Source organism: Pseudomonas putida, from assembly GCF_002906855.1.
Lineage (GTDB): Bacteria > Pseudomonadota > Gammaproteobacteria > Pseudomonadales > Pseudomonadaceae > Aquipseudomonas > Aquipseudomonas putida_N.
The window spans coordinates 779,016-799,442 of sequence record NZ_MINI01000048.1 but is presented as its reverse complement, the minus strand read 5'-3'; the positions used below and the strand labels follow the sequence as shown (position 1 = coordinate 799,442).

Annotated in this window: 17 protein-coding genes; 4 read left to right on the top strand and 13 right to left on the bottom strand. The window is 65.3% G+C overall.

Annotated elements, in window-relative coordinates; genetic code table 11:
* Positions 1-35: 35 nt before the first annotated feature.
* From BGP85_RS26440 to cbiE, 3 genes are read right to left on the bottom strand one after another with little or no spacing between them, the layout of a single operon-like run.
* On the bottom strand, positions 36-770 hold the full coding sequence (locus BGP85_RS26440) for a cobalt-precorrin-6A reductase (protein WP_103445845.1): 735 nt from the start codon (positions 768-770) through the stop codon (positions 36-38).
* Entirely contained in the window at positions 767-1,861 is a 1,095-nt protein-coding gene (locus BGP85_RS26435; protein ID WP_103445844.1) for a cobalt-precorrin-5B (C(1))-methyltransferase, read from the bottom strand. Before BGP85_RS26435 ends, BGP85_RS26440 begins: the two co-directional genes overlap by 4 nt.
* On the bottom strand, positions 1,854-3,065 hold the full coding sequence (gene cbiE / locus BGP85_RS26430) for a precorrin-6y C5,15-methyltransferase (decarboxylating) subunit CbiE (RefSeq protein WP_103445843.1): 1,212 nt from the start codon (positions 3,063-3,065) through the stop codon (positions 1,854-1,856). Before cbiE ends, BGP85_RS26435 begins: the two co-directional genes overlap by 8 nt.
* A gap of 144 nt (positions 3,066-3,209) precedes the next feature.
* Between cbiE and cobG the strand changes: the two genes are divergently transcribed.
* Genes cobG through cobJ form a run of 4 tightly spaced genes read left to right on the top strand, consistent with a single transcriptional unit; the run spans position 3,210 to position 7,582 of the window.
* Positions 3,210-4,541 carry a precorrin-3B synthase gene (cobG, locus tag BGP85_RS26425; protein WP_103445842.1) on the top strand — a complete coding sequence of 444 codons (1,332 nt, stop codon included), beginning with the start codon at positions 3,210-3,212 and terminating at the stop codon, positions 4,539-4,541.
* The gene (locus tag BGP85_RS26420) at positions 4,534-5,160 is read left to right on the top strand and encodes a precorrin-8X methylmutase (RefSeq protein ID WP_103445841.1); all 627 of its coding nucleotides are present in this window, start codon (positions 4,534-4,536) and stop codon (positions 5,158-5,160) included. Before cobG ends, BGP85_RS26420 begins: the two co-directional genes overlap by 8 nt.
* Positions 5,160-5,888 carry a precorrin-2 C(20)-methyltransferase gene (locus BGP85_RS26415; protein WP_103445840.1) on the top strand — a complete coding sequence of 243 codons (729 nt, stop codon included), beginning with the start codon at positions 5,160-5,162 and terminating at the stop codon, positions 5,886-5,888. The genes BGP85_RS26420 and BGP85_RS26415 overlap by 1 nt, the downstream gene beginning before the upstream one ends.
* A complete protein-coding gene (cobJ, locus tag BGP85_RS26410; protein ID WP_103445839.1) occupies positions 5,876-7,582 on the top strand; it encodes a precorrin-3B C(17)-methyltransferase in 1,707 nt (568 codons plus the stop codon). The genes BGP85_RS26415 and cobJ overlap by 13 nt, the downstream gene beginning before the upstream one ends.
* Before the next feature lie 9 nt (positions 7,583-7,591).
* Here cobJ and BGP85_RS26405 read toward each other — a convergent pair whose 3' ends face one another.
* The 10 genes from BGP85_RS26405 to BGP85_RS26360 form a co-directional block, all read right to left on the bottom strand.
* Positions 7,592-8,188, bottom strand: a complete 597-nt coding sequence (locus BGP85_RS26405) for a MarC family protein (protein ID WP_103445838.1) — start codon at positions 8,186-8,188, stop codon at positions 7,592-7,594.
* A gap of 51 nt (positions 8,189-8,239) precedes the next feature.
* Entirely contained in the window at positions 8,240-11,011 is a 2,772-nt protein-coding gene (locus BGP85_RS26400) for a hybrid sensor histidine kinase/response regulator (RefSeq protein WP_103445837.1), read from the bottom strand.
* A gap of 144 nt (positions 11,012-11,155) precedes the next feature.
* Positions 11,156-12,451: a phosphoribosylamine--glycine ligase gene (gene purD / locus BGP85_RS26395; RefSeq protein WP_103445836.1), complete on the bottom strand. Its 1,296-nt coding sequence runs from the start codon at positions 12,449-12,451 to the stop codon at positions 11,156-11,158.
* 182 nt (positions 12,452-12,633) lie between these two features.
* The gene (purH, locus tag BGP85_RS26390; protein ID WP_103445835.1) at positions 12,634-14,241 is read right to left on the bottom strand and encodes a bifunctional phosphoribosylaminoimidazolecarboxamide formyltransferase/IMP cyclohydrolase; all 1,608 of its coding nucleotides are present in this window, start codon (positions 14,239-14,241) and stop codon (positions 12,634-12,636) included.
* Positions 14,242-14,321: 80 nt separating this feature from the next.
* The gene (fis, locus tag BGP85_RS26385; protein ID WP_008093076.1) at positions 14,322-14,642 is read right to left on the bottom strand and encodes a DNA-binding transcriptional regulator Fis; all 321 of its coding nucleotides are present in this window, start codon (positions 14,640-14,642) and stop codon (positions 14,322-14,324) included.
* Positions 14,639-15,652 (bottom strand): tRNA dihydrouridine synthase DusB, encoded by a 1,014-nt coding sequence (dusB, locus tag BGP85_RS26380; protein ID WP_103445834.1) that lies wholly within the window; start codon positions 15,650-15,652, stop codon positions 14,639-14,641. Before dusB ends, fis begins: the two co-directional genes overlap by 4 nt.
* 176 nt (positions 15,653-15,828) lie before the next feature.
* A complete protein-coding gene (locus BGP85_RS26375; protein WP_103445833.1) occupies positions 15,829-17,145 on the bottom strand; it encodes a DUF3426 domain-containing protein in 1,317 nt (438 codons plus the stop codon).
* A gap of 42 nt (positions 17,146-17,187) precedes the next feature.
* Positions 17,188-18,066, bottom strand: coding sequence for a 50S ribosomal protein L11 methyltransferase (prmA, locus tag BGP85_RS26370; protein ID WP_103445832.1), 879 nt, complete (start codon positions 18,064-18,066; stop codon positions 17,188-17,190).
* A 218-nt stretch (positions 18,067-18,284) separates the two neighbouring features.
* Positions 18,285-19,391 (bottom strand): acetoin dehydrogenase dihydrolipoyllysine-residue acetyltransferase subunit, encoded by a 1,107-nt coding sequence (locus BGP85_RS26365; RefSeq protein ID WP_103445831.1) that lies wholly within the window; start codon positions 19,389-19,391, stop codon positions 18,285-18,287.
* The gene (locus tag BGP85_RS26360) at positions 19,388-20,410 is read right to left on the bottom strand and encodes an alpha-ketoacid dehydrogenase subunit beta (RefSeq protein ID WP_103445830.1); all 1,023 of its coding nucleotides are present in this window, start codon (positions 20,408-20,410) and stop codon (positions 19,388-19,390) included. Before BGP85_RS26360 ends, BGP85_RS26365 begins: the two co-directional genes overlap by 4 nt.
* Positions 20,411-20,427: the final 17 nt, after the last annotated feature.

The following is a 20,427-nucleotide window of genomic DNA, read 5'->3' as shown; positions in this document are numbered from 1 at the left end:
CGAAGTTTAAGGCAGTGGAGCGGCACTGGGCCACTTCATGGGCGGACGGAAAAGTCTGAAAGTGCTGTAGTCAATTGAGCTGAGGATGTGAACTCCCGATCCACCACAGGTAACACAGGGCGCTTCAGTATCAGCACTGGCACCCCGCGTTCCCGTGCCACGTCGAGTTTTGGTTCGGTCGCCACACTGCCGCTGTTCTTGCTCACCAGCACGTCGATGCGGCGCCGCTCGAACAATGCTCGTTCGTCTTCGATCTGAAACGGCCCACGTGCGCCGATGACCTCACAGCGCTCATTGCCCGCGCAGGCTTCCAGCGCTCGCAAGGTCCAGAACTGCTCCGGCGGAATCTCCTCAAGATGCTGCAGTGGCTCGCGGCCGAGCGTGAACAGTGGTCGCTTGAACGGCTTGAGCGCTTCGATCAGGCCAGCCCAGTTGTCCACCTCGCGCCAGTCGTCCCCCGGCTGCGCCTGCCAGGCCGGGCGACGCAGGGCCCAGCAGGGGATGCCGGCAGCCTGTGCGGCGCTGGCAGCATTACGGCTGATCTGCGCGGCGTAGGGGTGGGTGGCGTCGATCAGCAGGCTGATGCCAGCTTCACCCAGGTAGGCTGCCAGGCCCTCGGCGCCACCATAGCCACCGACCCGTACCTGGCACGTGAGGTCCTGCGGCACGCGGCCGATACCGGCCAGGCTGTAGACGTGCTCGGGGCCGAGCTGGCGGGCGATGGCCAAGGCTTCGGTGACGCCGCCGAGCAGCAGGATACGGTGGCTCATTGCACACCTGCCTTGCCGACGATGCCGCCCTGGCGGTCGATGGCGAACACTTCGACCTGTACCTGAGCCGGTACCACGCTGCGGGCGAACGCCAGGGCATGGGCGCATACCGCATCGCCCAGGGCGATGCCTGCGGCGTGCGCCAGGGCCAGGGCCTGCTGGCTGGTGTTGGCGGCAATGATGGCCGTTTGCAGCTCGGCGTCGGCGCCGATGTCCGCTGCCCAGCCGGCCAACTGTGGCAGGTCGATGCTCGAGTGGCGGCTGTGCAGGTCCATGTGGCCGGCAGCCAGCTTGCTGATCTTGCCGAAACCGCCGCACAGGGTCAGGCGTGGCACCGGCACTTTGCGCACGTGCTTGAGCACTGCGCCGACGAAGTCGCCCATTTCGATCAGGGCGATCTCGGGCAGGTTGTAGACCCGGCGCATGGTGTCTTCGCTGGCGTTGCCGGTGCAGGCAGCGATATGGGTGTAGCCGTTGGTGTGGGCGACGTCGATGCCCTGGTGGATCGAGGCGATGTACGCCGAGCAGGAAAACGGCCGGACGATGCCGCTGGTGCCGAGGATCGACAGCCCGCCGAGGATGCCCAGGCGCGGGTTCATGGTCTTCAGTGCCAGCGCCTCACCGCCTTGCACATTGACCGTGACCTCGAAGCCGCCCGGATAGCCGCAGTCGTCGGCCAACTGCCGCAGGTGCTCGCTGATCATCCGCCGTGGCACCGGATTGATCGCCGGTTCACCCACTGCCAGCACCAGGCCGGGGCGGGTGACGGTACCGACGCCAGAGCCCGCGACGAAGCGTATGCCAGGTTGGGCCTGCAGGCGGATCTGGCTGTAGAGCAGAGCGCCGTGGGTGACGTCAGGATCGTCGCCGGCATCTTTTAGCGTGCCTGCTTCGGCGCGCTCGCCGACCAGGCGGCAGAATTCCAGGCGCATCTGCACCACCTTGCCCTTGGGCAGGGTGATGTTCACCGCGTCGTCGCACTGGCCGGTCAACAGCAACTTGGCAGCGGCAAGGCTGGTGGCGGTGGCGCAGCTACCGGTGGTCAGGCCGCTGCGCAGGGGCGCGGGTTGCTCGCGGGTTTCTTCACGCATCGAGGGGTTTCACCACGTCGAGCAAGGTGATCGGCAACGCCTGGCGCCAAGTGTCGAAGGCACCCAACGGCTGAGCCTGAGCTACGTGGATTCGGGTCAGCTCGCCACCGTGCTGTTCACGGAAGTGCGCCAAGGCCAGTTCGCTTTGCAGGGTCACCGCATTGGCCACCAACCGCCCACCGGGGCGCAAGCGTTCCCAGCACAGCGGCAACACACCTTCGCGAGTGACACCGCCACCAATGAAAATGGCATCTGGGCGTTCCAGTTCGGCCAGGGCGTCGGGTGCCTTGCCGCGAACCAGCAGAAGGCCCGGTACGCCGAGGGCATCGCGGTTGTATTCGATGAAGCCCTGCCGACCCTCGTCGGCTTCGATAGCCAGGGTGCGGCAGGCCGGATGAGCGCGCATCCATTCGATGCCGATCGAGCCGCAACCGGCGCCGACATCCCACAGCAACTCACCGGGTTGTGGCGCCAGGCGCGCCAGGGTGATGGCGCGCACGTCGCGCTTGGTCAGCTGGCCGTCATGGCGGAAGGCGCTGTCTGGCAGCCCGGGCACGCGCGGCAGGCGCACGGCATCCGGGCTGGCAAGGCATTCGATGGCGACCAGGTTGAGGGCGGCGCGTTGGCTGTGCGGCCAGTCATTGGCTGTGCCGCAGAGGTGCTGCTCGGCCGCACCCCCGAGGTGCTCCAGCACGTGCAGGCGGCTGGGCCCAAAGCCGCGCTCGCGCAGCAGTGCAGCGATGGCTGCAGGGCTATCGCCGTCATTGCTCAGCACCAGCAGGCGCTGGCCGCTGTACAGGTGGGCATTGAGCGCCGCCAAGGGGCGTGCGACCACCGATACCACCTGCACGTCCTGCAGTGGCCAGCCCAGGCGGGCGGCGGCCAGGGCGCAAGAGGAGGGCATCGACAGCACCTGCATTTCTTTGGCCGCCACCTGCCGCGCCAGGCTGGCGCCGACGCCAAAGAACATCGGGTCGCCGCTGGCCAGTACGCAGGTCGGCTCACCGCGCAGTGCCAGTACCGGGGCGAGGGAGAATGGCGTTGGCCAGTCTTGCCGCGCGGCGCTGATGCAACGCGGCAGCAGGGCCAATTGGCGAGGGCTGCCGATGATCCGCGTGGCGCCCAGCAGGGCGCGCCGGGCCTGCTTGCCCAGGCCGCTGAAGCCGTCTTCGCCGATGCCTACTACTGTCAGCCAGGGGGTCATTGATACCTCTTCGGGGTCTGGGGCTGCCCAGCGCCCCCATAATTTTTGCTCAATCGCTGTTGACGCTCGACCACCGGCTTTTCATGCCGTCGGACAAAGCAGGCATAATACCGCGCCTTCTACACTCAAGCGCATTTTCAGCGATTGCCGGACGCCCCTTTGACGCCATCCAACACCCTCGTAGTATCACCCCGTCCCTCGGCTTGCCCGGGGTTGTGGCGCATCGTCAGCGCCCGTGACGGTGGCATCTGCCGCATCAAGCTGCCCGGCGGCCTGCTGCTGGCCGACCAGGCCGAGGCGGTGTCGGCGGCAGCCGAGCATTTTGCGGGCGGGGTGATCGAGGCCACCAACCGCGGCAATCTGCAGATCCGCGGTATCGGCAGCGATCATGCCGGGTTGGTCGAAAGCCTGCTGGCCGCCGGCCTCGGTCCGCGTGACGCGGCCAGCGATGACGTGCGCAACCTGATGCTCAGTCCGCTGGCTGGTCATGACCCGTCGATGCTGCTGGATGTACGCCCCCTGGCCGGGCAGATCCTCGACCTGCTGCAAGGTACGCCGCGCTTCCATCAGTTGTCGGCCAAGTTCGCCGTGCAGCTCGATGGGGGTGAAGGCGTGGCGATGCTCGATCACCCTCACGACCTGTGGCTCTCGGCACTGCGCCTGGAGCAGCGCGACTGGCTGGCATTTGGCCTGGCCAGCTGCCCGGCCGATGGCCAGGTCCTGGGCGCGGTGCCGCTGGAGCAGGGGCTGGCGCTGGTGCGCGCGATGCTCGATCGATTCCTCGATCTGGCCAGCCCGGAGCAGTCGCGCATGCGCCAGTTGCTGGAAGGTTGCCAGGTCGATGTCTTCATCGACGGTCTCGGCTTGCAACTCCGCCGCGATGCGGCCGTGCTTGGGTGGCGGCGTGAAGGCGCGCAACGCCCGTGGCTGGGTGCCGTGGCGCAGCACAAGGGCATGGCATTGGGCGTCGCGCCGCCGCTGGGCCGCCTGTCACCGGCCATGTTGCGTGGCGCTGCCCGGGTGGCCCGCCAATGGGGGGATGGCAGCCTGCGCCTGACCCCGTGGCAAAGCCTGATGCTGACCAACATCGCCTCATCCGACCTCGGTCAGGCCCGCGTCGAGCTGTCGGCACTGGGCCTGCTCTGCCAGGCCGATGAGCCCCTGGCGCGCGTGGTTGCCTGCACCGGCAGCAGTGGCTGCGCCAAGGCCCAGGCCGACACCAAGGCCGATGCAGTCGAGCTGGCGGCGCTGCTGGGCAGTGGCGTGCCCGGCAGCGTGCATTTGTCCGGCTGCCCCCGTTCCTGTGCCGTGGCCCATGTCGCCCCGGCCACCTTGCTGGCCCGTTCACCGGGCCGCTATGACCTCTATTTGCGTGACGCGCACCTGCCGGGCCTGGGTGCCCTGCGCGCCTCCGACCTTACCTTGAATGAAGCAGGCGCCATGCTCGCCCTGCCGACGGAGCACCTTGATGATTGATTACATCCGCGATGGTCAGGAGATCTATCGCAATTCCTTCCGGATCATCCGTGAGGAAGCCCGGCTCGAGCGGATCCCCGCAGACCTGGAAAAGCTCGCCGTGCGCGTGATCCATGCCTGCGGTATGGTCGACGCCATCGACGGCCTGCAGTTCTCCGAAGGGGCCGGCCGCGCCGGTCGTGAAGCCCTGGCCAACGGCGCGCCGATCCTCTGCGACGCGCACATGGTTGCCGAAGGCATCACCCGCGCGCGCCTGCCCGCCAACAATCCGGTGATCTGCACCCTGCGCGACCCGAGCGTGCCAGGCCTGGCCAAGGATGCCGGCAACACCCGTTCCGCCGTGGCCCTGGAGCTGTGGCGTCCGCACCTGGAAGGCAGCGTGGTGGTGATCGGCAATGCCCCGACTGCGCTGTTCTACCTGCTGGAGATGATCGATGCCGGGGCGCCAAAGCCCGCCTTGATCCTTGGCTTCCCGGTTGGCTTCGTCGGCGCTGCCGAGTCCAAGGCAATGCTTGCCGCCGACAGCCGTGGCGTGCCGTTCGTGATCATGCAGGGCCGCCTGGGCGGTAGCGCGATGGCCGCTGCTGCGGTCAACGCCCTGGCCACGGAGGTGGAGTGATGGTGCGCGGACGACTGCTGGGCCTGGGCGTAGGCCCCGGCGACCCTGAACTGATCACCGTCAAGGCACTGCGGCTGCTGCGCGAGGCGCCAGTGGTGGCGTATTTCGTGGCCAAGGGCAAACGCGGCAACGCCTTCGGCATCATTGAGGCACACCTGCAAGCCGAGCAGACCTTGCTGCCTTTGGTATACCCGGTGACTACTGAGGCACTGCCCGCGCCGCTGTCCTACGAACAAGTGATCAGCGATTTCTACGATGAAGCGGCCGTACAGGTGGCCGAGCACCTGGATGCCGGTCGCGATGTGGCCGTGATCTGCGAAGGTGACCCGTTCTTCTACGGCTCTTACATGTACCTGCATGACCGCCTGGCCCGGCAGCATGAGGCCGAAGTGGTCCCGGGCGTCTGTTCGATGCTCGGTGGCGCGTCGGTACTGGGCGCGCCACTGGTGTATCGCAACCAGAGCCTGTCGGTACTGTCGGGCGTACTGCCCGCCGAAGAGCTCAAGCGCCGGCTGGCAGATGCCGATGCGGCGGTGATCATGAAGCTTGGCCGCAACTTCCCCAAGGTGCGCCAGGTGCTGGGCGAACTGGGCCTGGACGGGCGTGCGCTGTATGTCGAGCGGGCGACCATGGCCAACCAGAAGATCGTGCCACTGGATAACGTGGACCCGCAGTCCTCACCGTACTTCTCGCTGATCATCGTGCCGGGGGAAAAATGGCAGGGCTGAACAGGCAACAGGCGCCTGCCATCGTCATTCTGGGCGGCGGCAGCCTGGCTACGGCGCAGCGCATCCAGCAACGTTATCCACAGGCGACCATCCACGGTTTGCGTGGCCGGGTCGAGGGTGCCGATCAGTATTACGACGGCTTCGGCGATACCTTGCGCGTGCTGTACCAGCAGGCCGTCCCGATCATCGCCCTGTGCGCCGCCGGCATCGTCATCCGCAGCCTGGCCAGCCTGCTCGATGAGAAAGGTGCGGAACCGCCAGTGTTAGCCGTGGCCGAGGACGGTAGTGCAGTGGTGCCATTGCTGGGTGGCCTGAGCGGGGTCAATGGCATGGCACGTGAGCTCGGCGAGGCTCTGGGTGTGGCGGCTGCAATCACCACCAGTGGCGAACTACGCTTCGGCACTTGCCTGCTCAACCCGCCCGAGGGCTATGCCCTGGCAGACCTCGAACAGGGTAAGCGCTTTGTCTCCGACCTGCTGGCCGGCGAAAGCGTACGTGTCGAGGGGGACGCACCCTGGCTTGCGCAGGCGCAGTTGCCCGCCAGTGACACGGCCCGGCGCACCATCCATGTTGGTTGTGATGCGCGCGTGGCCAGCCGTGACGAACTGCTGATCCACCCACGCTCCGTGGTGGTGGCGCTCGCTGCAGGCGGGCCTGGTCTGGCCGAGCAAGTGCGCGGCGCCTTGCGTGAGGCCGGCATTGCCGAGCCCTCCCTGGCTTGCCTGCTGGTCGCCGAGCAGGCGATGGCCGAGCCATCCTTGCACGAGGCCGCGGCAGAACTGGGTGTCGTGCTGCGCTTCGCGGCAATGAACGGCACGTTGGCCAGCATGGCGGCCGAGGCGTTGCCCGAGGCTCGCCTTATCGAACAGTCGGGCCTGGTGATCGCATCGGCCCCACTGCCGGTCGACACGGCGCGCCTGGGTCGCAAGCGTGGTCGCCTGGCGGTGATCGGCCTGGGCCCTGGTGCGGCCGAGCTGATGGTGCCGGCGGTAAAAGCCGAACTGGCGCGTGCCGAGGACATCCTCGGCTACGAGACCTACGTGCGCATGGCTGGGCCGTTCCGTGACGATCAGGTGCAGCACTGCACCGATAACCGTGAAGAGATGCAGCGTGCCCGGCATGCCTTCGAGCTGGCGACCCAGGGGCGTTCGGTGGTAGTGGTGTCCTCAGGCGACCCGGGTGTGTTCGCCATGGCCGCCGCGGTGCTGGAAGCCCTGCATGCCTCTACGGACCCCGCCTGGCATCGGGTGGACCTGGAGATCCTGCCAGGCGTATCGGCTTCGCTGGCAACCGCCGCACAAGCCGGCGCGCCATTGGGGCACGACTTCTGCGTGATGTCGCTGTCGGATAACCTCAAGCCCTGGTCGATCATCGAAAAACGCCTGGACCTGGCTTCCCAGGCGGATCTGGTGCTGGCCTTCTACAACCCGATCTCCAAATCCAGACCGCATCAACTCGGTGTTGCGCTGGAGGTTGTGCGCCGGCACCGCGACGGGCAGACGCCTGTGGTGCTGGGCCGTGATATCGGCAGGCCAGGGCAGACCCTGAGGGTGGTGACGCTGGCCGAGCTGACGCCCGAGATGGTCGACATGCGCACGATGGTGCTGGTGGGTTCGTCGACCACCTGCACCTTTGCTCGCGTCGAGGGTGGGCAGTGGGTCTACACCCCGCGCTGGTACCCGGTCGCGCCCTGAGTCCGAGGGCTAACCGAGCAGGTAGCCCTTGATCCCGGTGAAGATGATCTGCGCCGCCAGGGCGCAGACGAACAGCCCCATCAAGCGGCTGACGATCTGCAGGCCCTGGTCCCCGAGCAGTTTTTCGATGCCGTGCGACAGGTACAGCACCAGGCCTACGGTGAAGCTGGCCAGGGCGATGCTGACGATGGCCAGCAGCTTGTCGTCCCAGTGCGGTTGGCCCACGCCCATCACCAGCAGTGCACCGATGGTGCCGGGGCCGACAGTGAGCGGGATGGTCAGCGGCACGATGGTCACGTCCTGCTGCACGTTGTCGGCCTGCACAGCCGGTTTACCCTGGGCCATGCTCAACGCCGAAATGAACAGCACGCTGCCGGCACCGATGCGGAAGGCGTCGGCGGTGATGCCGAAAATACCGAAGATCACCCTGCCGAACAGGTACAGCAGCACGCTGGCCACCAGCGCGGCAAAGGCGACCTTCCAGGCCAGTTGCTTGCGCTCTTTGCTGGAGTGGCCACGGGTCAAACTGATGAAGCACGACAGCACGAAGAACGGGCTATAGAGCACCAGCATCTTCAGGTAGACACTGAACAACTCGTGGAGCATGGGATGGTCCTTGAGTGAGAAGCGTGGTGTGTAGGCGTGCGTTCGGTTGGGTCAAGAAGTCTGTACTGGGTCAGCTTTGGCTTCGCGCTGATTGGCCCAGTACTGGATCAACTCGCGCAATTGCGACAGCTCGACCGGCTTGGCCATGTGCCCGTCCATGCCGGCCAGCCGCGCGCGTTCCTTGTGCTCTGCCAGTATATGCGCGGTCAGCGCCACCACCGGGGTGCGCTGGCGCTGGTTGGTGGTTTCCCAGGCGCGCAGCTGCTGAGTCGCGGAAAAACCATCCAGCACCGGCATTTCGCAGTCCATCAGCACCAGGTCGTAACGCTGTGCCTTCATCGCCTGCAAGGCCTCCTCGCCGTTGCTGGCGGTGTCGGGCTCCAGGTTGAGCTTGCCGAGCATGCCGCGGATGACTTTGGTCGAGATGCTGTTGTCTTCGGCCACCAGCACACGGAAGTCGCTCGGCAGCTCAAGGGTGCCTTGCGCGCCGGGTAGCGTAGCCGGCACGGCCTGCTCGTGGCCGCGCTGGGCCAGTTCTTCGGCCAGGGTGGTCTTGAGCGTATAGCCGGCAACCGGTTTGGCAAGGATGCGCTTGACCCCGGCATTGCGCGCGATGACCTTGCTGGGCGCGTTGCTGATGCCAGTGAGCATCACCACCAGGATGTCGTGGTTCAGGCTCGGGTCTTCCTTGATCTTGGCCGCCAGCTGCATGCCGGTCATGCCTGGCATGTTCTGGTCCAGCAATACGGCGTCGAAGTAGTCGCGCAGGTGCGCCTTGGTTCGCAGCAGGGCCAGCGCTTCCTTGCCGGACGGCACCGCGCTGACATTCATGCCCCAGGCGCTGCATTGCTGCACCAGTACCTTGCGGCAGGTGTCGTTGTCGTCCACCACCAGGACCCGGGCGTCGCGCAACGGGCCGTCCAGGTCGGCCGGTGGCTGCTCCAGGCGTGACGGGTCGAGCGGCAAGGTCAGCCACAGGGTGTTGCCCATGCTGGTGCTGCTCTTGATGCCGAACTCGCCTTGCATCAGGCCGATCAGCTGCTTGGCAATGACCAGCCCCAGGTGGCCGCCGAGCTTGTTGCTGGAGAGGAAGTGGTGGCTGTGCAGTTCGGCCTGCAGCAAGGCCTCGCGCTCGGCAGCAGGCAGCGGCTCGCCACTGTCCTGCACGGCAATGCGCAGGCGCGGAATCTCGCCGCGTTGGTCCAGCGCCACCACCAGCAGGATCTCGCCCTGGGAAGTGTTCTTCAGGGCATTTTCCAGCAGGCTCGACAGCGCCTGGCGCAGGCGTGTCGGATCACCACTGATGACCCGCGGCACCTGCGGCTGGGTGAAGCTGATCAGCTCGATGTTCTGCTGCTCGGCCTTGGCGCGGAAAATGTTCAGGCAGTCTTCGATCAGGGCGTTCAGGTCGAACTGCACGTCATCCAGTTCGATCTGCCGCGACTCCAACTTGGAAATGTCGAGAATCTCGTTGATCAGCGTCAGCAGCTCGTTGCCGGCGCTGTGGATGGTCTGCACATAGTCGCGCTGCTTGACCGACAGCGGCGTGCCGAGCAACAGCTCGGTCATGCCCAGCACACCATTCATGGGGGTACGGATTTCGTGGCTGATCTTGGCCAGGAACTCTGCCTTCGCGTTGATCTCGGCATCGCTGGCTGCCAGTGCACGGCTGGCACTGAAGCGTTCTTCGCTGATGCGCCGCAGGCGCTCGCTGACGGCCAGGTTCAGCAGCAGGCCGCTGACCACCGTCATGCCCAGGAGGATGCACAGCAGCCAGGGTGTCGAGGTGCGGGTCAGTCCGAGCAGGGCCGGCAGCAGTACCAGGCCGCCAAGGTTGAACACCAGCATGGCGATGCTGAACAGGCGTGCGGGTGCATAGCCCCTGTACCAGTGGTAGCTGCTGGCCAGCAGCATGGTCACACTGCCGATGGCCAAAAGGGCATAGGTCATCAGGTTGAGCGGCAAGGTGTCGATGAACAGCAGGATCAGGCCGCTGACCGCAGCGACCAGCATTTCGCCCTGCAGCAGGCGATTAAGCCGCGGTGAGTTGCGGGGGGCGAAGAAATGTTGGGTGAAATACAGCCCTGACAGCCCGGCCAGCACCAGGGTCAGGTAGGCGGCGGGGGTTTGCGCGCTGTGCCACAGGTGCCACCACGGGCCGCTGAGGTTGAGCAGGATCAGGCCGCTGAGCATCATCAGCCCGTGGTACAGGGCGAGATACAGCGTGGTGCTTGAACGGGTGTAGAGGAAGCGGATCAGGTTGTGCAGGATGAGCATCACCAGGCCGCCGAACAGCATGCCGAACAGCAACGGTTGGCTATGGTCGGAGGCAGCTACCGCTGCAGGCTCCAGGCTTATCGCCGGGCGCAGTTGGTGCTCCGAGACCAGGCGCAGGTAGATGTCCAGCGAGTGCTGGCTGTTGGGCAAGGATAATACGTGGTCGCTGCCACGCAGGGTCGGGCTGCCATTGCCGGCCTGGCGGCCATGGTGCAACTGGCGCAGCAGCCTGTCGCCATCAAGGGCGTACAGATCGAGGCGGGACAGGTCGGGGGCGAAAATGCGCAGCAGCTGCTCCTGGTCACCCGGTTCCAGGCGATAGTGCAACCACAGGGCCTGCTCGGCCGGTGCCGCATCGAGCTCGCCAAGGGTGGTCGGGCTGAACTGGCTGCGATAGCGATCGGAGCGCACGTCGCTCAATTGCAGGTTGGCCTGTTCATCGAGCAGAACCGACCAGCCTCCGCCCTGTTCGGCCGAAGCCGGCAGCAGGCAGAACAGGGTCAGCAAGCTGACGATCAGAGCTGTGGCAATCCGAAGCCGACGCACTACGAGATCCCTTCCTAGCCGATGTGCCAGATACTAACTATGCGCGGCGCGCCAAGTCGAAGGCAAGGCCCCTCGGGGCCCTGTCGACGAGCCGGATACCGCAGGCGCAAGGTGCTGTGGTGCGCTGCGGCAACCCGGTACAACTTACTGCTGGTGTTCACCGCGCTCGCGGGCGATGGCCCGGTAGCCGATGTCGGTGCGGTAGAAGCTGCCGTTCCAGCTCACTTCCTTGGCCAGGCGGTAGGCCTGCTGCTGGGCATCGGCAACGCTGGCACCCATGGCGGTGGCGCAGAGCACACGGCCGCCGTTGGTGACGACCTGGCCGTCTTTCAGCGAAGTACCGGCATGGAACACCTTGCCTTCGATCTTGGCCGCGGCATCCAGGCCGTTGATCACGTCGCCCTTGGCGTAGTCGCCCGGGTAACCGCCGGCAGCCAGCACCACACCCAGGCTCGGGCGCGGGTCCCACTGTGCTTCGACCTTGTCCAGCGCCTTGGCGAAGGCGGCTTCGACCAGCAGCACCAGGCTCGACTCCAGGCGCAGCATGACGGGCTGGGTCTCAGGGTCGCCGAAGCGGCAGTTGAACTCGATGACCTTGGGGTTGCCCGCCTTGTCGATCATCAGGCCGGCATACAGGAAGCCAGTGTAGACGTTACCTTCCTCGGCCATGCCGCGCACGGTCGGCCAGATCACCTGATCCATCACGCGCTGGTGTACGTCCGGGGTAACCACCGGGGCAGGGGAGTAGGCGCCCATGCCGCCGGTGTTCGGGCCGGTGTCCTGGTCGCCGACGCGCTTGTGGTCCTGGCTGGTGGCCATTGGCAGCACGTTGTGGCCGTCGACCATGACGATGAAGCTGGCTTCCTCGCCGTCGAGGAACTCTTCGATGACCACACGCGAACCCGCTTCGCCAAAGGCGTTGCCGGCCAGCATGTCACGCACGGCGGCTTCTGCTTCTTCCAGGGTCATGGCGACGATCACGCCCTTGCCCGCGGCCAGGCCGTCGGCCTTGATCACGATCGGTGCGCCTTTTTCCTGCAGGTAGGCCAGGGCCGGCTCGATCTCGGTGAAGTTCTGGTAGTCGGCGGTCGGGATCTTGTGGCGCGCCAGGAAGTCCTTGGTGAAGGCCTTGGAGCCTTCCAGCTGGGCCGCGCCCTTGGTCGGGCCAAAGCAGTCCAGGCCACGGCTGCGGAACAGGTCGACCACGCCGATCACCAGCGGCGCTTCCGGGCCGACGATGGTCAGGTCGACGTTCTGTTCGGCGAAGTCAGCCAGTTGCTCCAGCGCGCACACGTCGATGGCGACGTTCTCGCATTTTGGCTCGATGGCGGTGCCGGCGTTGCCCGGGGCAACGAAGACCTTCTCGACGCGTGGGTCCTGGGCGACTTTCCAGGCCAGGGCGTGCTCACGGCCGCCGCTGCCGATGATCAAAACTTTCATGTCAAAACCTCGAAATCTGTCGAACGAGAGGCATGGCCTCTCGCTGTGCGAGGTCGCAATGAAGCAGGTAGATGCAAGGCGGGGCCGGTTCCGATGAGCGGAGTTGCCTTCTGGCAATGAGCATCAGCGGAACCGGCCCCAACGCAGCAGATGCCTGCTTCAGTGCGGCCGATTGCCGTAAATCAGTGGCGGAAGTGGCGCATACCGGTGAAGACCATCGCGATGCCTGCCTCGTCGGCAGCAGCGATGACTTCAGCATCACGCATCGAACCACCCGGCTGGATCACGGCGCTGATACCCACTTTAGCCGCATTGTCGATGCCATCACGGAACGGGAAGAACGCGTCCGATGCCATGACCGCACCCTGCACCTGCAGGCCGGCATGCTCGGCCTTGATGGCGGCGATGCGCGCGGAGTTGACGCGGCTCATCTGGCCGGCGCCGACACCGATGGTCTGGCGTTGCTTGGCGTAGACGATGGCATTGGACTTGACGAACTTGGCCACTTTCCAGGCAAAGACCAGGTCGTGGATCTCTTGCTCGGTCGGTGCACGCTTGGTGACGATCTTCAGGTCATCGGCGGTGATCATGCCGATATCGCGGCTCTGCACCAGCAGGCCACCGTTGACGCGCTTGAAATCCCAACCAGCAGCGCGCTCAGCTGGCCACTCGCCGCATTCCAGCAGACGTACGTTCTGCTTGGCCGCTACCACGTCGCGGGCAGCCTGGGAGATTTTCGGCGCGATGATCACTTCGACGAACTGACGGTCGACGATGGCCTGGGCGGTTTCGCCGTCCAGCTCGCGGTTGAAGGCGATGATGCCGCCGAACGCCGACTCGGTGTCGGTGGCGTAGGCCAGGTCGTAGGCCTTGCGGATGCCGCCTTCGTCTTCAGGTACAACAGCCACGCCGCACGGGTTGGCGTGCTTGACGATGACGCAGGCCGGCTTGACGAAGCTCTTTACGCATTCCAGCGCGGCGTCGGTGTCAGCCACGTTGTTGAACGACAGTTCCTTGCCCTGCAGCTGCACGGCAGTGGAGATGCTGGCTTCGCCTTTCTTGGCTTCAACGTAGAACGCCGCGCTCTGGTGCGGGTTCTCGCCGTAGCGCATTTCCTGGGCCTTGACGAACTGGCTGTTGAAGGTGCGCGGGAACTCGCTGCGCGCTTCGGTGCTCAGGGTCTCTTTGGCCTGGTCGATGGTGCCCATGTAGTTGGCGATCATGCCGTCGTAGGCGGCAGTGTGCTCGAACGCCTTGAGCATCAGGTCGAAGCGCTGGGCGTAGGTCAGGCCGCCGGCCTTGAGGCCTTCCAGCACGCCGGCGTAGTCGCTGGCGTTGACCACGATGGCGACATCCTTGTGGTTCTTGGCCGCCGAACGGACCATGGTCGGGCCACCGATGTCGATGTTCTCGATGGCGGTCGGCAGGTCACAGCCAGGCTTGGAAATGGTGGCTTCGAACGGGTACAGGTTGACTGCAACCAGGTCGATCGGCTTGATGCCGTGCTCGTTCATGATGGCATCGTCGGTGCCGCGGCGGCCGAGGATGCCACCGTGGATCTTCGGGTGCAGGGTCTTGACCCGGCCATCCATCATTTCGGCGAAGCCAGTGTAGTCGGCCACTTCCACCGCGTTCACACCGTTGTCCTTGAGCAGCTTGTAGGTGCCGCCGGTGGACAGGATCTCGACACCAAGCTGTTGCAGCTCACGGGCGAATTCGAGGATACCGGTCTTGTCGGAGACGCTGATCAGGGCGCGGCGGACTGGCAGGCGGGTAGTCTGGTCGGTCATTTCGGGTTCCAATAACGCGGTGGAGTCAGCAAAAAAGGCGTCTCTTCGCAGAGGCCGCCTTTTCTGATTGGGATTCTGGCTTACAGCAAGTCGTACTGCTTGAGCTTCTTGCGCAGGGTGCCACGGTTGAGCCCGAGCATCTCGCTGGCCTTGGTCTGGTTGCCCTTCACGTAGTTCATCACGCTTTCGAGCAGGGGCGCCTCTACTTCGGAGAGCACCAGGTTGTACACGTCGGTGACGGTCGCGCCTTCCAGGTGTGCGAAGTAGTTGTGCAGCGCCTTCTCGACGCTGTCACGAAGGGTCTGACCCTCTTCGCTTGGCGTGTTGAGGTGCTGTTTGAGGTTGGCGTTGTCGCTCACGGGCGTTGTTCCACTCACTAATGTCTCGGTCATCATCGTCATGCGGCCACCCCTTGTCCGTCCTCTGTCTCAAGGCTCTGTCGACGTTCGCTGAAATACGCGCGAACGTTGGCGCACTGCGCTTGTGTGTCTTCCAAAGCATTGAACCGGGAGCGAAACTCCTTGCCGCCGGGTCGTGTTGCCAGGTACCAGCCCACGTGCTTGCGGGCGATACGTACGCCCATCACATCGCCATAGAAGGCATGCAGCGCGGCCAGGTGTTCCAGCAGGATGCGTTCCACTTCGTCCAACTGCGGGGCCGGCAAATGCTGGCCAGTCCCCAAAAAATGTTCGATCTCGCGAAAGATCCATGGCCGCCCTTGGGCAGCCCGGCCAATCAGCAAGCCGTCGACCCCGGTGGCATCCAGCACCGCCCGGGCCTTTTCTGGCGAAGTGATATCGCCATTGGCGAAAACCGGGATCGACACCGCCCGCTTGATGGCAGCGATGGTGTCGTATTCGGCTTCGCCGGTGTACAGGTCGGCGCGTGTGCGGCCATGAACCGCCAGCGCCTGGATACCGGCCTGTTCGGCGATCTTCGCCACGTTCAGGCCGTTCTTGTTCGCCCGGTCCCATCCGGTGCGGATTTTCAGCGTCACCGGTACGTCCACCGCGCCGACCACGGCGTGGAGGATTTCGGTGACCAGAGCTTCATCTCTCAATAAAGCAGAGCCTGCAGCTTTGTTGCAGACTTTTTTTGCCGGGCAGCCCATGTTGATATCGATGATCTGGGCGCCTGCCTCGACATTGGCCCGGGCCGCCGCCGCCATCATCTGCGCATCGCCACCGGCGATCTGTACCGAGCGTGGCTCAGGATCACCTTCATGGATGCGGCGCAGGCTGGACTTGCGGCTGTTCCACAGGCTCATGTCGCTGCTGACCATCTCCGACACCACCATGCCGGCGCCCAGGCGCTTGCAAAGTGTACGGAAAGGCTGGTCCGTGACCCCGGCCATGGGCGCGAGGATCAGGTTGTTGCGTAGTGTGTATGGGCCGATGCGTACCGCCGACATAGGTGTTCCCTGTTGTGGGGCCGAATCATGGGAGTCCGAAAAAGGGTTGGCATGATACCCGCTCTCGGTGACCGGATAAAGATGGATTTGGATAAATTCTGAACAGCTGCGGCCTTATGCCCGAGGGTTTGCGACTGCGTGCTGGCGCCGACAAACCGGCAGCCAGCCTTGGCTCGTCACTCCGGGGAGCGGAAGCTGAGGCTGTAGTTCACGGCCTTGGGGCCTGGGTCGAGAATATCCAGGGCGATGTGGATCGGGGTCTGGCTGGGCATTTCGCCGCGCCCGGCCAATTCACCCGACAGGTACTCGCTGGGCTTGAACCGACGGCTGGCGATCAGCTGGCCGTTGAGGTCGGCGAAACGCAGCTCCAGCAGCGGGAACGGCTGGGCGAACGGTGCGCGGTTGTAGATGATCGCATCGACGATCAGCGCGCCCTTGAAGTCCGGGTGGCTGCGTACCACCAGGTTGCTGCTCTTGATCCGGCCGATATCGACGCGGGTCGGCACCTGGCAGCCGAGCATCGGGCACAGTTGCTGGAAGGTCGGCCGGTACTGGTCCTGGCGGGCCAATTCGTCGAAGTGGAACCACACGTACTGGAATGCCAGCAGGCCAGCGGCCAGCAGGGTCAGGAAGCTCCACAGCAGGCGCTTGCCCCAGTTTGGCCGGGGTTTCTCCCAGCCCAGCTGCAGCGGGTCGTCGACCACGTCGACCAGCGGCTCCTTGCGTGACGGGCGCTCAGGCTTGGCGGTGAAGCCGGGCTCCAGGCGTTCGCCGGGCAGCGGCTCCAGCGGGTCGTCATCGCGGGCTGACAAATGGAGGTCGGTGTCGTCGTCACGGGCGCTCAGGCCCTTTTCGTGAATGACGTCGTCATCGTGCTCATCGAGCCGCTGCGTGGGCTCTGGCTCGTCAGCGCGTTGCGCCGGCGGTTCGTCGTCGAGGTCCAGGTCCAGGTTGCCACCGAGGGTCGGCTCGGTGCGATCGCCCGGCTCCCGCTCCAGGGGCTGCTCGTCCAGCAGCACCGGCGCCGGGTCATGTGCAGCGAGCGGTTCATGGCGGTCGTCGGTCGCGGTGCCGAACAGTTCATCATCGTGCTCGTCGGTAGCCGGTTCGTCGCGACGGGCCTGCAGGGCACCGGCCTTGGTATCCGGGCCGGGTTCGGCAGGTTCGCCACGGCGTTCGAGGCGGGCGAGCTCCTGGTCCAGGTCGAGTTCATCCAGGGCCTGGGCGGTGATGGCCCAGTCCTCTTTCTCGACCGGCGGCGGCTCGCTGGCGACCGGTTCAGGCGCGGCAACCGGTTCGACCACGGCGGGTAGTGGCACCTCGGGGGCAACACCGGCCGTGGCACGGTTCTGCTCCAGCAACTGCTTGGCCGCATTGAACACCTGCAGGCAGTGACCGCAGCGCACGACGCCGCGAGCCACGCTCAACTGGTGATGGGTGACGCGAAAGCTGGTCTGGCAATGCGGGCACTGGGTGACGAAACTGTCGGTCATGCGGCGATCCGGGAGCTGTGCAGAGAATTATTCTAGGCCCGCTTAGCGGCGCCGACCACTGATGCGTACCCAGCCGTCGCGTACGACGATCGGGTCCAGATCGAAGTCGGCAGCGTAGGCGGCAGCCACTTCCTCACCCTGTTCGGCGAGGATGCCCGACAGGGCCAGCAGCCCACCTGGGCGGACCAGGCCGGACAGCTGCGGTGCCAGCGACACCAGCGGGCCGGCGAGAATGTTGGCGACCAGCACGTCGGCCTGCATGGCCGGCATGTGCTCGGGCAGGTACAACGCCAGCTTTTCGTCGGCGATGCCGTTGCGCTGGGCGTTGTCACGGGAGGCTTCGATGGCCTGCACGTCGATGTCGGTACCGACGGCCTCACGCGCGCCCAGCAGCAGGGCGGCGATGGCAAGGATGCCCGAGCCGCAGCCGAAGTCCAGCACCTGGGTGCCTTGCAGTTGCTGGCCGTCGAGCCATTCCAGGCACAGTGCGGTGGTCGGGTGGGTGCCGGTGCCGAACGCCAGGCCCGGGTCGAGCAGCAGGTTGACCGCGTCCTTTTCCGGGGCCTCGTGCCAGCTCGGCACGATCCACAGGCGCTGGCCAAAGCGCATCGGCTGGAAACCGTCCATCCAGCTGCGTTCCCAGTCCTGGTCCTCGATCACTTCGGCCTGGTGCTCGGGCAGTTCGGCGCCGGTCAGCAGCTGCAGGTGGGCGAATACCGCTTCAGGCTCGGCGTCGGCTTCGAACAGGGCCAGCAGGTGGGTGTGCGACCACAGCGGGGTGGTGTTGAGGTCGGGTTCGAAGATCGGCTGGTCTTCGGCGTCCATGAACGTGACCGATACGGCGCCGACTTCGAGCAGGGCGTCTTCGTAGGTTTCGGCTTGTTCCGGGCTGATGGCCAGGCGTACTTGCAGCCAAGGCATGGCGGGCACCTTTGGTAAATCGACAGGGGCAGCCCGAGGCTGCGAGAAGCCTGGCAGTTTACGCGAGTGCGGGGGGTTTGTAGAGCAGGGCTGGCAGACCGCGTCGCCTTCTTCGCGGGTAAACCCGCTCCCACAGGTTATCCAGGGTTTTCAAGGTCAGTGGAGACCCTGTGGGAGCTGGCTTGCCCGCGAATAGGCCGGAACACAGTCAAAAAGGGTCAATGCTTGCGCAGGAAATCCAGTAACCGCTGGTTCACCTGCTCAGCCGCCTCCATCTGCACCATGTGCCCGACCCCGGGCACCACCAGCACCTCGGCCTCGACCCCGTCGGCATGCGCCGCCGGAATGATCGCGTCCTCGGCCCCCCAGATCACCAGCGCTGGGTGCTGCCCCAGTACCCCACGCAGGTCATGCCGCTGGCGGTCACCGTCAGCCAGCGCCGACCCCAGCTGGCGCAAAGCTTGATCCACGCCCTCCAGGCGCTTGAACTTGAGCATGTCCTCGAGCATCTGCCGGGTCACCAGACCGGGGTCGGCAAACAGCTGCACCAGCTGCGGCTTCAGCGCATTGCGGTTGGCGGCGGCGACGAAACCTTGCAGGTACTGGCCATTGATCGCCTCGCCCAGCCCGGCACTGGCCACCAGGCTCAGGCTCGCCACCCGCTGCGGTGCCAGGCGCGCCACATTCAGGCTGACCGCGCCGCCCATGGAGTGCCCGGCCAGGTGGGCTTTGGCGATATCCAGATGATCGAGCAGGGCCAGCACGGTTTCGCTCAACTCATCCAGATCACCTTTAGCCAGGCCCTTGGCCGACTCACCATGCCCCGGCAGGTCCAAGGCGATGACCCGACGCTCGACCGCCAGTGCCGGGTGGTTGAACAGCCAGTTGTTGAGGTCGCCGCCAAAACCATGCACCAACACCAGCGGCGTGCCACCTTCACCCAGCTCGAACCAGCGCAGCAGGCGCCCGGCCACCTCGGCCTTTTGCGGTGCCGGCCCCTGGGCCTGGTCGGCACCACCTTCAGCGACGAACTCGGCCTGGAAGCGTTGCACCACGGCATCGATTTCCGATTCCTCGGCTTCGCCTTCCACCACCACGGCCAGCAGTGCACCTACCGGCAAGGTTTCGTCGGGCCGGGCCACTTGGCGGCGCAGCACGCCGCTGAACGGCGCCTCGACGCTGCTGCTGATCTTGTCGGTCTCGACGTCCAGCACCTCGTCGCCCTTGCTGATTTCATCCCCCTCCTGTTTGAGCCAGGCGTCGACCCGGCCCTCGGTCATCGACAGGCCCCACTTGGGCATGGTCAGGGTATGGATCTGGCTCATGCGGCACTCCTTGCAGTTTCGATCACCTTGCGCACGGCCGCTTCGACCTTCGCCGCGTCAGGGATGTACAGGTCTTCCAGGGCATCGGAGAAGGGCACCGGGGTGTGTGGTGCAGTGACCATCTCGATCGGGCCCTTGAGCGCGGCGAAGGCCTTTTGCGCGACCAGTGCGCTGATATCGGTGGCCATCGAGCAGCGCGGGTTGGCTTCGTCGATCACCACCAGGCGGCCGGTCTTCTCCACGCTTTCGAGAATGCTGTCCTCGTCCAGTGGGCTGGTGGTGCGCAGGTCCAGCACTTCGCAGTCGATGCCCTGGCGGGCGAGGTTGTTGGCCGCTTCCATGGCTACGTGGACCATTCGCCCATAGGTCACCAGAGTCACGTCGTCGCCGTCGCGCAGGAAGTTGGCCTCGCCGAATGGCACGCTGTACACCTCTTCCGGCACTTCGCCCTGCATGCTGTAGAGCAGCTTGTGCTCGCAGAAGATCACCGGGTCGTTGTCGCGGATTGCCTGGATCAGCAGGCCCTTGGCGTCATACGGCGAAGACGGGCAGACCACCTTCAGGCCGGGGATGTGGGTCCATAGCGAGGTAAGCATCTGCGAGTGCTGGGCCGCAGCACGCAGGCCGGCACCGTACATGGTGCGCATCACCAGCGGGGTGACCGCCTTGCCACCGAACATGTAGCGGAACTTGGCGGCCTGGTTGAGGATCTGGTCCAGGCAGCAGCCGGCAAAGTCGACGAACATCAGCTCGCACACCGGGCGCAGGCCTTGGGTAGCGGCACCGACGGCGGCACCGACGTAGCCGATTTCCGACAGCGGTGCATCGAGCACGCGCCCCGGGAACTGGTGGTACAGGCCTTTGGTGACGCCGAGCACGCCACCCCAGGCGTCATCCTCACCCGGAGCACCCGCGCCACCGGCAACGTCTTCGCCAATGATGAACACGCTGGTGTCGCGGCGCATTTCCTGGGCCAAGGCCTCGTTGATGGCCTGCTGGTAGCTGATTTTTCTAGCCATGGTGGTTCTCCTGTTGT